Origin of the sequence: Roseateles rivi (genome assembly GCF_043555845.1) — a bacterium.
GTDB lineage: Bacteria > Pseudomonadota > Gammaproteobacteria > Burkholderiales > Burkholderiaceae_C > Roseateles > Roseateles rivi.
Genome location: NZ_JBIGHZ010000001.1, coordinates 195,647 through 209,054, shown reverse-complemented (window position 1 = coordinate 209,054; position 13,408 = coordinate 195,647). Strand labels below are relative to the sequence as shown.

Genomic DNA, 13,408 nt, shown 5'->3' with positions numbered 1-13,408 from the left:
CAAGCGCCGCAGATCAGCGCGGCGGCGTTTGCCGCCACCAGCGCCAGAGCTGGCGCCCGATGCGCCACACCCCCACCCAGCGCGCCAGGCGTGCGCGCTGGCGCAGCAGCTGCCAGCTGCTCCACAAGCCCGCACTGCCCCACACCAGAGGGGCGCGGCGCACCAGCTGCGCCACGCGCCAGCCCAGGTCCAGCCAGCCCAGAGGCTGCTGCAGGCTCTGGGCCGCTTCAGCCAGCTGCACGCGCTGCTGCGCACAGCGCAGGCGCAGCTCCAACTGGCGCAGTGCCAAGCGCTGCAAGTCTTGTTGGCGCCCCCACATCTCAGTCTCCCTGCGCCGCGGCGGACGGGCCACCGCCCAGAGCGTCGCGGTCACGCTGCAGTTCAGCCAAAGTGGCCGCAAAAGGCTGGCCGCTGCTCAGCACCGCCTGCACATGCACGAGGCAGCGCCAAGCCGCCAGGCCCAGCGCCAGCGCCAGCCCCGAAGCCAGCGCCCAGCGCCAGGGTTCGGGGCACAGCAGCAGCAGCGCCAACACGGCCATCAAAAGTGCCGTCGCCCCCAGCAGCCAAGCGGTGAGCAGGCCACTCAAGGCCGCCATAAGGCGCAACTTTTCTTGCTCCAAATCGGTGCCCAGCAAAGCCAAGCGAGTGCTCAGAGCCGCCAACACCAAGAGCAGGCGCCGACGCAATACCTCTGACACTGACGAGTGTTTTTCTGTCGACACAATCTCCCCCTCACTGCCCTGAACGGCCCAGAGCTGGCAACTATTGCACTGCGCCACACAGTCTTACTGACCACGGCAGCGACCCTTGGGCTACATTCGTGCAACGCACAGCCTGATGCAGCGCATGAGGCGGGTATACCACCACTGTTGTCGCCCTGAACGTCGCCGCATGTCCCCTTCAACGTCCATGACCGATGTCGACACTGACGACCTGCTTGAGCTGGTCGACGACGTAGAGGAGGCCCAGGCCGAAACGGGCAACGCCAACTGGGGTTGGCCGGTGTTGATCGTCGACGACGACGACGATGTTCACAAAGCCACCGAGCTGGCCATGCAGGGCCTGCGCATCGAAGGCCAGGCCCTGAACTTTCTGCACGCCTACTCGGCCGCCGAGGCACGCCAGGTGCTGGACCGCTCACCCGGTGTGGCCGTGGTGTTGCTGGACGTGGTGATGGAGTCCGAGGACGCCGGTCTGCAACTCGTTCACCAAATCCGCGAAGTGCTGCAGATGCGCGCCGTGCGCATCGTGCTGCGCACCGGTCAGCCGGGCTATGCCCCGGAAATCGAGACCGTGCGCACCTACGACATCAACGACTACAAAACCAAGTCGGAGCTGACGCGCACACGGCTCTACACGGTGCTGACGGCCGCCATACGCTCCTTCCGCCAGATCAGCGCCATCCGCAGCCACCAGCAGGGTTTGGAACAAATCATCGACGCCAGTGTTGAGCTCAGCCGCCAGCGCGGGCTGCAAGCCTATGGCGAAGGCGCTTTGCAGCACCTGTGCGCGCTGCTGGGTTTGCCCCCCGCAGGCTTGGTGTGCCAGCACCTGCAAAACGGCGACCCACTGCAAGCCACGGTGCTGGCTGCCTGCGGTGTAGACAGCGCCAGCAAAGGCAAAAACCTCGGCAGAGTGCCCCCAGGCCCGCAGCGTGAACTGCTGTTGAACAGCCTGCAGCTGGGTGCAGCGCAGTACAGCAGCGTGGGCTGTTGCTTGCATTTCAAGATCGGCAACGAGCGCTGTATCAGCATCCTGCTGCCCTTGACACAGGCCCTGGACACCACCCAACAACAGCTGCTGCGCGCCTTTGGCTCGCAGCTGCAAGTGGGCTTTGAGAACGTCACGCTCTACGGCCAACTGCTGGAGCAGGCCTACAGTGACCCGCTGCTGCGCATGCCCAACCGCTCGCGCTTCATCGAGCTGCTGGAACAAAACCTGCGCACGCCCGACGGCATCACGCTGGCCCTCATCGACCTGGACGACTTTGCCGACATCAACGACGCCTTCGGCCACCGTTTTGGCGACCAAGTTCTGCAAGCCGTGGCGCGGCGCATGGGCGAGCAGCTGGGTCTGAGCACGGCCATGGCGCGCATTGGGGCCGACACCTTCGGGTTGCTGGGTCCCGATGAAATCGTCAACGCCGAATGCATACACCAGCTCTTTGAAGACCCGCTCACGGTGGATGGCGAACGCCTCAAGATGTCGGCCACGGCTGGGCTGGTGCGCCTCACACAGTCGCGCGCGCTGGGCAGTGAGCTGCTGCTGGATGCGCAAATCGCGCTCAAACGCGCCAAGCAGTCGAACCGCGGCGCCTCGCAATACTTTTCGTCTGAGATGGGCGCTGATGCGCGCGAGCGCTTCAACCTGCTCAAAGGCCTGCGGGCGGGCTTTGAGGAAAAGCGCCTCTTCGTGGCCTACCAGCCCCAGATCTGCCTGGCCACGGGGCGGCCCTTGGCCTTTGAGGCGCTGCTGCGTTGGCGCACCGAAGAAGGCAAGTTCGTGCCGCCGGACCAGTTCATCCCCATCGCCGAGCAGTCCGGCTTGATCGTGCCCATCGGCGAATTCGTGCTGCGCACAGCGCTGCAACAGCTGCGCCGCCTGCACGACCAAGGCCACACCGAAATTCGCATGGCCGTGAACATCTCGCTGGCGCAGTTCCGCCACGCAGGCTTTATGGACCAGCTGCACAAAGCCCTGGCCGACACAGGCATTGCCGGGCAGTCGCTAGAGCTGGAGATCACCGAATCCATGGCCATGGAAGACGTCTCGGTGGTGCAAGACGTGCTGGAGGCCATTCACGCCACTGGCGTGTCCGTGGCCATTGACGACTTTGGCACGGGCTTCTCGTCCCTGAGCCAGCTGCGGCGGCTCAGCGTGGAGCGGCTCAAGATCGACCGCGCCTTTGTGCAGGAAGCACAGAACTCCGCCGCCAGCGCCACCATTGCGCAAATGGTGGTCAACCTCGGCTGCAGCCTGGGCCTGCGCGTGGTGGCCGAAGGCATTGAAACCGAAGCCCAGCGCCAACACCTGCTGGCTCTGGGCTGCCACGAGGGGCAAGGCTGGCTGTTTGCCAAAGCCATGCCCGCCAACGAAATGCACGACTGGCTCGTGCAGCACAGCGCCTGAGCCACCTGAGGTGCGGCGGCCATGGCCGCGCACAAGCCCTCAGCGTCGACTGATAAGCATGCCCACCAACAAGCCCACGCCTGCGGCAAGGCCAATGGCGTGCCAGGGCTTCTCGTGCACGTATTGATCGGTGGCACGACCGGCCGCGCGCGCTTTGTCCACCGCCGCGTGCTGCACCTCCGTCAGGCTGCGCCGCGCGCCATCGAGCGTGGCCTGCACACGGCTGCGCAGCTCCGACGTGCCCTCACCGGCCTGGTCCGCCGTAGCCCGCAACAGCGTTTCGGCCTCGGCCACGACACGGTGCAACTCCTCCAGCAAACGCTCTGAAGACTGAGACATATCGTTCTCCCACAAAGATACAAACGGCGCACCCACCTGAGCGCGCCTTTTGCACCCTAGCACGCTGCGCCGCAGCGGTAGAGCTTGGAAGCAGCGACAGCCTCCCCTGCGCCTCGATGGCAAGGAATGACCCCAAAACTCAAGCGACCGCAGCGGCGCGTTTGGCCAAGGTGGCGCGGCCCACGCGCGAGAGCACCTCGCGGCCCAGGGCTTGGGCGATGAAGGCGGCAGCATCAACCAGGCGGTCCAGGTCCACGCGGGTGTGCAGGCCCAGGCCGTTGAGCATGAAGACGATGTCTTCGGTGGCCACATTGCCCGTGGCGCCGCGCGCGTAGGGGCAGCCGCCCAGGCCACCCACGCTGGCGTCAAAGGTGTGCACGCCCAGCTCCAGGCAGGCGTAGACATTGGTCAGCGCCTGGCCATAGGTGTCGTGGAAATGGCCGCTGACTTCGTGCAGCGGGAAGTGCTTGAGCGCGCGCTGCATGGCCGCTTGCACGCGGCGCGGCGTGCCCACGCCAATGGTGTCGGCCACGCCCAGGTGCTGCACGCCGATGTCGGCCAAGGCCTGGGCCACCCAGTCCACGCGGTCAGGGTGGATGTCGCCCTCGTAAGGGCAGGCCACGGCGCAGGACAGCGCGGCGCGCACCTTGAGGCCTTGGTCGCGCGCGGCGCGCACCACGGGGGCAAAGCGCTCAATGCTTTGAGCTATCGAGCAGTTGATGTTCTTCTGGCTGAAGGCCTCAGAGGCCGCGCCAAACACCACCACCTCGTCGGGCTGGCAGGCCAGCGCCGCTTCCAGGCCCTGCATATTGGGCGTGAGCACGCTGTAGCGCACGCCGGGCTTGCGCTCGATGGCGGCCATGACGGCGGCGTTGTCGGCCATCTGCGGCACCCACTTGGGGCTGACGAAGCTGGTGACTTCAATCTCGCGCAGGCCCGCTTGCTGCAGCAAGCCCACCAGCTGCGCTTTGTGCGCGGTGGAGACGGGCTGCTTCTCGTTTTGCAGGCCATCGCGCGGGCCCACTTCGACCAGGGTGATGCGTTCAGGCAGCGACATGGCTGGTGCCCTCCAACAGCGTGAGCAAGGCCGCGCCATCGCCCACTTGGTCGCCCACGGCAAAGCACAGCTCGCCCACCACGCCGTCGCGCGGCGCGCTGATGGTGTGCTCCATCTTCATGGCCTCCATCACCGCCAGGGGCTGGCCCTTGGTGACGCGCTGGCCCGGCTGCGCCAGCAGGGCCACCAGCTTGCCGGGCATGGGCGCGGTGAGCCCGCCGCCGCCCTGCGCCGCTTCGCCCGCGTGCGCCAGCACATCCACCTCGGTGAGCACGGCCGCGCCCTGCGCGCAAAACACCGACACCTGCTCGCCCTGCTTGTAGGTGTGAACCTTGAAGCGCTGCTGCGCCGCGCCCTCGCCCAGCCACAGCTCGTGGCACTCTGGGCTCTGGGAGCGCAGCGCCAGCGCCTGGCGCTGGCCTTGCACGGTCAGCACCAGGCCGCCACGGTGCTGGTGTTCCAGCAGCACGCTGTGCTGGGTCTCGCCCTGCGCCAGCTCGAAGTGGCGCGTGGCACCGCCCCACAGCCGCCAGCCGTCGCGCTGGCTCCAGGGGTCCGCGTCTTGCCCAGCGGCCTCTTCGGCCAGGGTGTGGGCCACCACGGCGGCAGCGGCCACCGCCAGGGGCAAGCCCGGCTGCTCGAAGAGCGCGGCGCGCTCGCGTTCGATCAAGGCGGTGTCCAGATCGGCCTCAGCAAAGCTGCGCGTGGCGGCACAGCGGCGCAAAAAGGCCACATTGGTGTGCAGGCCCACGATGTGGGTGTCGCGCAGCGCGGCGTCCAGGCGCTGCAGGGCCTGGGCGCGGTCTTCGCCCCAGACGATGAGCTTGGCCACCATGGAGTCGTAGAAGGGGCTGATGGCATCGCCCTGGCCCACGCCCGCGTCGATGCGCACGCCCGCGGCAGAGGTCGCGCGCTCAAACGCCACATGCGCAGGCCAGCGCAGCACGTGCAGCGTGCCGGTGGCGGGCAGAAAGCCAGCCTCGGGGTTCTCAGCGCAGATGCGCGCCTCAATGGCATGGCCGTGGCGCTGCAGCTCGTCCTGGCGCAGCGGCAGCGGCTCGCCCGCAGCCACACGCAGCTGCCAGGCCACCAAGTCTTGCCCGGTGATGGCCTCGGTGACGGGGTGCTCCACCTGCAGCCGCGTGTTCATTTCCATGAAATAGAAACGCCAGTCCTCGGCGCTGCGCTGCTCGACGATGAACTCCACCGTGCCCGCGCCCACATAGCCCACGGCGCGCGCGGCGGCCACGGCGGCCTCGCCCATCTCGCGCCGCAGGGCTTCGTTCAGGCCCGGCGCGGGGGCTTCTTCCAGCACCTTTTGGTGGCGGCGCTGCACTGAGCAGTCGCGCTCGAACAGGTAGACGCAGTTGCCGTGGCTGTCGGCAAACACCTGAATTTCGATGTGCCGCGGGCGCTGCACATAGCGCTCGATGAGCACGGCATCGTCGCCAAAGCTGTTGGCCGCTTCGCGCTTGCACGAGGCCAGTGCGGCCTGGAATTCGTCTTCGTTATAGACCGCGCGCATGCCCTTGCCGCCGCCGCCCGCGCTGGCCTTGATGAGCACCGGAAAGCCAATGCGCACGGCCTCGCGTTGCAGCAGCGCGGGGTCTTGGTCAGCCCCGTGGTAGCCCGGCACCAGCGGCACCCCGGCCGCTTCCATGAGCCGCTTGGATTCGGCCTTGAGCCCCATGGCCTGAATGGCCGCAGCAGGTGGGCCGATGAAGACCAGCCCGGCGTCCGCACAGGCCTGGGCGAACTCTTCGTTCTCGCTCAAAAAGCCATAGCCCGGGTGAATGGCCTGCGCCCCGGTGGCCTGTGCCGCGGCAATGATGCGCTGCCACTGCAGGTAGGACTCGCGCGGCGGCGGCGCGCCGATGTGCACCGCCTCGTCACAGGCCGCCACATGGCGGGCCTGGGCATCGGCCTCGGAATACACCGCCACGGTCTTCACGCCCATGCGGCGCGCGGTGGCGGCCACACGGCAGGCAATTTCGCCGCGGTTGGCGACGAGGATTTTTTGGAACATGCAGTCGATCTCCCAGATGCGGCCAGCGCCTTGGCTCACAGCAAGGCCCCCGGCACAGCGTTCTTCCCGCCAGCGATTAGACCGTGTTTAGCCGCACCTGCTGAGGGTGCAAATCCGGCGGGCTTTTTCATGTGGGCTCGGCCCATGGGCGGGGGGACAATCGCGCCCTGGACCGCCCCTGGCCGGAGAGGCAACCTGCCTTCATCCACAGCTGGTGCCGTCAAACTCCCTCATGACCGACGCTCAATACACCACCTTGCCGCCCTGGCCCAAGGCCTACCCGGCCAGCGGCGCCCGCGCCACCCTGAAAAGCCTCAACGAGGATTTCGTGGTGACCGAACTGCCGCTGCAGCTGCCCTCCGGTGAGGGCGAACACATCTGGCTGGACATCGAAAAAAACGGCGCCAACACCGCCTTCGTCGCCCAACAACTGGCCGAGGCCGCAGGCGTGCAGGAGCGCGACGTGGGCTACGCTGGCTTGAAAGACCGCTACGCCATCACCCGCCAGTGGTTCAGCATCTACTTCCCCAAGGGCGACACGCCGGACCTGACCCAGCTCCAGCACCCCGAATTCAAGGTGCTGGGCCAAAGCCGCCACGTCAAAAAACTGCGCCCCGGCGACCTGCAGGGCAACCGCTTCCGCATCGTGCTGCGCGACGTGGCAGGAGACCGCGCGGCCATCGAGGCCAACCTCCAAGCCATTGCGGCACAGGGCGTGCCCAACTACTTCGGCGCCCAGCGCTTTGGCTTTGAGGGTGGCAACGTCGAGCAAGGCCGCGCCATGCTGGCGCGCGAAATCCGCGTGCGCAACCCGAAGAAAAAAGGCATCTACCTCTCGGCCGTGCGCTCCTTCGTCTTCAACGAAGTGCTGGCGCAGCGCATCCAGCAAGGGCTCTGGGGCCAAACCCTCCCCGGCGACCTGCTTGACGACGCCGGCCGCCCCACCGGGCCACTCTGGGGCCGCGGCCGCGTGAGCACCACCGACCAAGCCCAGGCCCTGGAACTGGCCGTGGCCCAGCGCCACGCCACCTTGTGCGACGGCATGGAACACGCTGGCCTGGACCAAGAACGCCGCCCCCTGGTGGCCACCCCCGCCGACATGAGCTGGGCATGGCCCCAGGCCGATCAACTCGAGCTCACCTTCGCCCTGCCCGCCGGCACCTACGCCACCTCGGTGCTGAGCGAAGTGCTGCACACCACCGAGCCTGAGCGGCAGGTGGAGGGTGAAGCCGCGCTCAGCGAGTAGCGCGAGGTCGGTGCCACGGTGAGCGTCAGGCCCGGCCGCTCGCCTGCTCAGTGCGGTGGACCTGTTGGCTCCGCCTGGGTGCAGCGGGAGGGCCCGTGCAAGCAAAGCAGGCCAGCAGCGTCGTCAAAGGCCAACCGACGGTGGTGGCAAAACCGGCAATGCGCGTGATGCCAGTGATGGCATTGCGCGAGTCCCTGCCGTATATCCGGACCAGGGCCGAGCAAGGCCGACACCACGAGCGCGGCCGAGAACGCCGCAAATACGGTCGGCACTGATGTGCCCAGGTCCCGGGCCATCGGGACGGCAAGCATCGCGGGCAAGTAGTAGGAAGAGGCCCAGGCCAGTGTCTGGGCCGTCCCCAAAGTCGCGACGGTTCGGACTTGAGTGGCTTTCATCGTCAACCGCAGCAGCGGGCCTGCGTGGCAGCAGGCTCTTGGGGTGGCGCGGCCTGCACAACCACAGCCTCGGCGGATGCGTCCGGGGCAGGCCCACAGCAAGCGCCATCGCGCTCAGGCGAGTCCGCAGGACTGAGCGAGCAGACACCTGTTTCTGGCAATTCCAGCTCCACACGGTCAGCTGCAACCAAGTCGCCCGCGATGGCGGCGACCACCGAACGCACCTGCTCGAAGCCCGTTGCCATGAGGAAGGTCGGCGCGCGCCCATAGCTCTTGGTGCCCACTGTGTAGAGCCCTGGTTCCGGATGTGCCAACTCGCGGTGTCCGTGCGGTCGGACGGTGCCACAGCTGTGCAGATTGGGGTCAATCAGCGGGCCTAGTGCCTCAGTGGACTCCAGCCAAGGGTCGAGTTTGACGCGCAGCTCGCTGGTCAATGAAAGATCAGGGCGCTGGCCGGTGGCGCAGATGATTTCGTCGATGCCTTCGACCACCACAGGCTGCCGCTGTGGGTCCAGGCCGAGCACGGTCAACTGACCGCCCCCTCGCCGAATCTCGGTGATGCGCAATCCGCTGAAGAACTCCAGTGTGCCGCTGTCGCGCAGGCGCCGCAGCGAGGCACCGAGCTGACCGCGCGCCGGCAGCGCATCGGCCGCGCCGCCACCGAAGACCCGCGGCGGGGCTGGCGAACGCACCGCCCAGACCAACCGCGTTCCGGCCGATTGCTTGGCCAGGTCCGCCAAGTCCAGCAAGATGTTTGCAGCCGAGTGTCCTGCACCCACGACCAGCGTGCGCTTGCCTTCGTAGCGCTGTCGCAGCGCCCCCTGCAGGTCCGGAATGCCGTAGAAGATTTGCGCGGCAGCTTCTGGTTCGCCAATGGCGGGGAGGCCATTGGCACCCACGGGGTTGGGCGTGCTCCAGGTGCCTGTGGCGTCGACAACGGCTCGGGCGCGCAGCTCGATGGGATGCCCGGCCTGTATGGCACGAATCACAAATGGCGCCATCTCCCGCCCTGCGCTCTTCACCTTGTCCAAGCCTTCTCGGCTGACCGACACAACGCGGGTGTCGAGCCGGAGAGAACTGGCCACCGTCGGCAGCAGCGAAAAGGGTTGCAGGACGCGCTCGACAATCTCGCTGGCCAGCGGCAGTTCACCCTGCGGTGGGGCCACCCAACCCGTCGGTTCGAGCAGCTTTGCCATCGTGGGGTCGACGTTGTACTGCCAAGGCGAGAACAGGCGAACATGACCGTAGTCGAGCAAGTTCGCGGCCACGCGGCTGCCCGCCTCAAGCACCACGAAGGGAATGCCGCGCTCCATCAAATGGGCAGCTGCAGCCAAGCCGACGGGGCCAGCACCGAGCACGGCCACGGGCAAATCGTCCTCCAGCTTCGGCGCTTGCCGCAGCGTCAAGCTCATGAACGCGGCACAGGTCGGGCATGCGCCCCGGAATTCGGCCGAGGCCTTCAAAGCGGCAGGTGCTTGCTCAATCTTGCCGCGCTTGAAACCGTACTGGGCAAAGTATTCGGGCGCAGTGACCGTCAATAGATGCAGCGAGGCGATGTCGCGCGAGCGTGCCTCATGAATCAAGCGCTCGACCAGCAGTCGACCTAGGCCCTGCTTCTGAAGGCCGGGCGTGATGGCGACGGAGCGCATGAGCGCCACCGAGCCGTAGACCTCGGCGCCGGCACTGCCGACGACCTCGCCATTGGAGAGGGCCAGCAAATAGGTGGCCAGGTGTTCGCGGGCTCCCGCGGTGGGCAGCTTGTTGGCCAACAGCAGCGCTTCGATGGCCGGCCAGTCGGAGGGGCCTGCTTGACGCAGGGTGATGGATGCGTTGTTCAGCAACATGACTTGGTGTCTTTCCTAGCTTCAGGCTCGGGCGGCGGGAGGCAGCAATTGGCCGCCTGGTCGTCCCGCAGGGCCTGCATGAGCAGCCATAGCGATTTCTCGACAGCAGCGCGGTCTCGCACGCTCATGCGCCCCAGCAACTGAGTCGCATGCGCGTCGAGGGTCTGGTTCAGCTCATTGACGGTGCGCACGCCGTCGGCGGTGAGCGTGACGAGCCAGCTCCTTGCGTCGAACGGGTTCGGCTCCTTGGTCACCAAGCCACGCTCGACCATGGCCTCCACCGCACGTGACACCCAGCTCTTCTCCAGGCTGACCCGCATGCCGAGTTCCGACAGCGGTAAGGGCCCGGAACGCCCCAGCTCGGTCAGCAGGTGGCACTGGGTGCTGGTCGTGCGGCAGCAGTCGGCCACCACGCGCTGGGCTCGGGTGTACAGGCGAGCCACCTCGCGCAACAGGCCGCCGGAATTGGAGTCGGTCATTTGGATGTGAATAGCAACTAATTGCTTGCACGGTATTCGTCTCAACTGTGGTTGTCAATAGCAACTACTTAATCCAAAGAAGCGGGGCAAGTACCCCGCTGGCTCACCCCCTTGGGCTCAGAGGGCGCGTTGGTTCACGCGCTGGGAGAGTTCCTCGGCGCTTTCCTTGCGCTCGCTGTAGCGGTCGACCAGATAGGGCCCGAGGTCGCGCGTGAGCAGCGTGAACTTGAACAGCTCCTCCATCACGTCGACGACACGGTCATAAAACGCTGAGGGCTTCATCCGCCCCTCTTGCGTGAACTCTGCGAAAGCCTTGGCCACCGACGACTGGTTCGGAATCGTCAGCATGCGCATCCAGCGGCCCAGCACGCGCATCTGATTGACGGCATTGAAGGACTGCGAGCCGCCCGACACTTGCATCACCGCCAAGGTCTTGCCCTGGGTGGGACGAACGGCGCCGGAGTTCAGCGGAATCCAGTCAATCTGGGACTTCATCACCCCGGTCATCGCGCCATGCCGCTCGGGCGAGCACCAGACCATGCCCTCGGCCCAGTGCGCCAGCTGGCGCAGCTCCTGGACCTTAGGGTGGCTGTCAGGCGCACCGTCGGGCAAAGGCAGGCCGGCCGGGTCAAAGATGCGCACCTCGCCGCCCATGGCCTCCAACAGGCGTGCGGCTTCAAAGCTCAGCAAGCGGCTGTAGGAGCGCTCGCGCAGCGAACCATAGAGCAGCAGGAATCGAGGCCGATGCTGTGAAGGAGCCCCGACCACCAAGCGCTCCTGCGTCGGCACCTCGAACAAGTCCGCGTTCAGCGCTGGAAACGTGGCCTCGGGAAACAGCAACTCAGACATGACGGGCCTTTTGTGAATTCTGCGCATCAGACCCGGCCGCCTTGACGCGGGCGGTGCTGGGCGACAGCCAGTGGTGGACCGTGACGGCAAGGCCTGCACCAAGCAATTGCGCGATGACGAAGCCTGGCGCACTCACCGGCGCAATGCCAGCGAAGCTGTCGCTGAACATGCGGCCAAAAACGGCAGCCGGGTTCGCGAAAGACGTCGAGGCGGTGAACCAATAGGCGGCACCGATGTAAGCAGCCACCATGGCCGATGCGCGACCGGCCGACGCCCGCAGGATGACCAGCAGCAGCCCGAAGGTGGCCACACCCTCGGCAATCCATTGCCCCGTGCCCGTGCGCAGCTTGGTCGAGAACTGCAGGATGCTCATGTCGAACATCGCATGCGCCAGCCAGGCCCCCAGCATGGCGCCCAGCAGCTGCATCACCACATACGGGGCAAGCAGGCCCTTGGGCAACTCGCCACGCGCGGCCATCACCAAGGACACCGCAGGGTTGAAATGGGCACCGCTGATGGGGCCGAACACTTCAATCAGGATGAAGAGCCCGCACACCGTCGCGAGGGTGTTGGCCAGCAGTGCGACGGCCACGTTGCCGCCCGACAAGCGCTCAGCCATGAGCCCTGAGCCGATCACGACGGCAAGCAGCAAGGCTGTGCCCAGGCCCTCGGCCAACAGCTTCTGTGGAGTTCCAGCAGTCATGGCCGTCACCTCAGGTGGAAGAAATGGCCTTGAGCTCGGCGAGCAGCTCTTGCTTGCCCAGCGTCTCCAGCGGCAACTGCAGAAGCTGCAACATGCGATAACCGATGGCCTGGCGCGTCAGCTCGAATGCTCGGCGCTTGCCCTCGTCGCCACCCTCGGCGTTGGATGGGTCGGGGTAGCCCCAATGCACCTTGACCGGCTGGCCATTCCCACCAAAGAACACGGGACATTGCTCAGCGGCTGCGCTGTCGCAGACCGTGATGACGATGGACAGCGGCGGTGCCTCAGGCGTGGTGAACTCATCCCAGCTCTTGCTGCGGTAGCCGGACACGTCGATGTCGGCATGGGTCAGCGCCTCAAGGGCAAAAGGGTTCAATCGGCCACTCGGAGCGCTGCCCGCGCTGAAGGCGCGCACGTCTTTGCCAAGCTTCCTGGCCCAATGGTTCAGCATGCCCTCGCTGAGCACGCTGCGGGCCGAGTTGTGGGTACAGAGGATGAGAATGTTGGTCGTCATGGTTGAAGCTCAGAGAAGTCGCTTGGCCGATATCAAGCGCAGGAAACTTTGCCTGCGCGCATTCATCCCAGTTCTTGCCCCCTAGCAGGCGCAGGCCGTTGCCGAGGCGGGCATGCAGGCTTCGCCTTGGCAGCAGTTCTCGGTGAGATAGGCCAGCAAGGCGTTCATGTGCTCAAACGCAGCGCGATAGACCACATTCCTGCTCACGCGCTGCTGGGTCACCAAGCCAGCATGGGTCATTTCCTTCAGATGAAAGGAAAGGGTTGCCGACGGCAATTCCAGCGCCTCCGCAAGCGCGCCGGGCGTCAAACCCTGTTGACCCGCCACGACAAGCAAGCGGAACACCCTGAGCCGGTGGGTCTGTGCCAGGGCTGCGAGGGAGCGAATGATGTGTTGCTCTTCCATAAGTTGATAATTCTATAGAGTTGGAAATATCGATGCAACACAAAGCGCGGGTTGAGCTGTGCATCAGACTGGTGGGCATGTGATGGCAGGTTCAACTTCAAGGCCAGCAAAGACGATGCCTCATGCCTTGGCCGACCCGCACGTTGAAACGCACCGCCACCAGCAGCAAGTTTTGACCCGCAAGGGCAAGCACCTCGATGAGTGCGGCCGTGGGCCCTGTACAGCAAACCCGCTCGGCGCACTAAGCCATTGCGAAAACGGCTTTGTTGAGCGACTTGATGGGTGGGCTGGCCTGACACTGCAGCAGACCCAGGAGATTTGGGGCTGAGCATGTGCTCACTGGCATTGCCATAAATGCCAGAGCGAAGGCGCTCGTTCACCATCAATTGGCGTCCACCGACCGCATTTCCTGGCCTCGATAT

Annotated in this window: 13 protein-coding genes and 1 pseudogene; 2 read left to right on the top strand and 12 right to left on the bottom strand. The window is 65.9% G+C overall.

The window, feature by feature from the left end; translation table 11 throughout:
• Window positions 1–13: 13 nt before the first annotated feature.
• Window positions 14–319, bottom strand: a complete 306-nt coding sequence (locus ACG0Z6_RS00905) for a hypothetical protein (protein ID WP_394457926.1) — start codon at window positions 317–319, stop codon at window positions 14–16.
• Between the two features lies 1 nt (window position 320).
• Window positions 321–698 (bottom strand): phage holin family protein, encoded by a 378-nt coding sequence (locus ACG0Z6_RS00900; protein ID WP_394457924.1) that lies wholly within the window; start codon window positions 696–698, stop codon window positions 321–323.
• Between the two features lie 193 nt (window positions 699–891).
• On the opposite strand from ACG0Z6_RS00900, the gene ACG0Z6_RS00895 reads away from it, so the two are divergent.
• The gene (locus tag ACG0Z6_RS00895; RefSeq protein WP_394457922.1) at window positions 892–3,129 is read left to right on the top strand and encodes a putative bifunctional diguanylate cyclase/phosphodiesterase; all 2,238 of its coding nucleotides are present in this window, start codon (window positions 892–894) and stop codon (window positions 3,127–3,129) included.
• 39 nt (window positions 3,130–3,168) lie between these two features.
• On the opposite strand, the gene ACG0Z6_RS00890 is transcribed toward ACG0Z6_RS00895, so the two are convergent.
• The 3 genes from ACG0Z6_RS00890 to ACG0Z6_RS00880 all read right to left on the bottom strand — a co-directional run bounded on the left by ACG0Z6_RS00890 (window position 3,169) and on the right by ACG0Z6_RS00880 (window position 6,551).
• On the bottom strand, window positions 3,169–3,468 hold the full coding sequence (locus ACG0Z6_RS00890) for an ElaB/YgaM/YqjD family protein (protein ID WP_394457920.1): 300 nt from the start codon (window positions 3,466–3,468) through the stop codon (window positions 3,169–3,171).
• Between the two features lie 139 nt (window positions 3,469–3,607).
• Complete coding sequence (locus ACG0Z6_RS00885) at window positions 3,608–4,525, bottom strand: hydroxymethylglutaryl-CoA lyase (protein WP_394457918.1); 918 nt, start codon at window positions 4,523–4,525, stop codon at window positions 3,608–3,610.
• Complete coding sequence (locus ACG0Z6_RS00880) at window positions 4,512–6,551, bottom strand: acetyl/propionyl/methylcrotonyl-CoA carboxylase subunit alpha (protein ID WP_394458790.1); 2,040 nt, start codon at window positions 6,549–6,551, stop codon at window positions 4,512–4,514. Before ACG0Z6_RS00880 ends, ACG0Z6_RS00885 begins: the two co-directional genes overlap by 14 nt.
• Window positions 6,552–6,783: 232 nt before the next feature.
• Between ACG0Z6_RS00880 and truD the strand changes: the two genes are divergently transcribed.
• Window positions 6,784–7,797 carry a tRNA pseudouridine(13) synthase TruD gene (gene truD, locus ACG0Z6_RS00875; protein WP_394457916.1) on the top strand — a complete coding sequence of 338 codons (1,014 nt, stop codon included), beginning with the start codon at window positions 6,784–6,786 and terminating at the stop codon, window positions 7,795–7,797.
• A 121-nt stretch (window positions 7,798–7,918) separates the two neighbouring features.
• On the opposite strand, the pseudogene ACG0Z6_RS00870 reads toward truD, so the two are convergent.
• From ACG0Z6_RS00870 to ACG0Z6_RS00840, 7 genes and pseudogenes are all read right to left on the bottom strand, one after another.
• Window positions 7,919–8,192, bottom strand: a pseudogene (locus tag ACG0Z6_RS00870) (MFS transporter); the annotation flags it as partial.
• A 2-nt stretch (window positions 8,193–8,194) separates the two neighbouring features.
• A complete protein-coding gene (gene arsN2 / locus ACG0Z6_RS00865) occupies window positions 8,195–10,036 on the bottom strand; it encodes an arsenic resistance N-acetyltransferase ArsN2 (RefSeq protein ID WP_394457914.1) in 1,842 nt (613 codons plus the stop codon).
• Window positions 10,027–10,515, bottom strand: coding sequence for a MarR family winged helix-turn-helix transcriptional regulator (locus ACG0Z6_RS00860; RefSeq protein ID WP_394457912.1), 489 nt, complete (start codon window positions 10,513–10,515; stop codon window positions 10,027–10,029). Before ACG0Z6_RS00860 ends, arsN2 begins: the two co-directional genes overlap by 10 nt.
• A gap of 117 nt (window positions 10,516–10,632) precedes the next feature.
• The gene (gene arsH / locus ACG0Z6_RS00855; protein WP_394457910.1) at window positions 10,633–11,364 is read right to left on the bottom strand and encodes an arsenical resistance protein ArsH; all 732 of its coding nucleotides are present in this window, start codon (window positions 11,362–11,364) and stop codon (window positions 10,633–10,635) included.
• Window positions 11,357–12,067 carry an aquaporin gene (locus ACG0Z6_RS00850; RefSeq protein ID WP_394457908.1) on the bottom strand — a complete coding sequence of 237 codons (711 nt, stop codon included), beginning with the start codon at window positions 12,065–12,067 and terminating at the stop codon, window positions 11,357–11,359. The genes arsH and ACG0Z6_RS00850 overlap by 8 nt, the downstream gene beginning before the upstream one ends.
• 10 nt (window positions 12,068–12,077) lie before the next feature.
• Window positions 12,078–12,581, bottom strand: coding sequence for an arsenate reductase ArsC (locus ACG0Z6_RS00845; protein WP_394457906.1), 504 nt, complete (start codon window positions 12,579–12,581; stop codon window positions 12,078–12,080).
• A gap of 81 nt (window positions 12,582–12,662) precedes the next feature.
• Entirely contained in the window at window positions 12,663–12,986 is a 324-nt protein-coding gene (locus tag ACG0Z6_RS00840; RefSeq protein WP_394457904.1) for an ArsR/SmtB family transcription factor, read from the bottom strand.
• Between the last annotated feature and the right edge of the window lie 422 nt (window positions 12,987–13,408).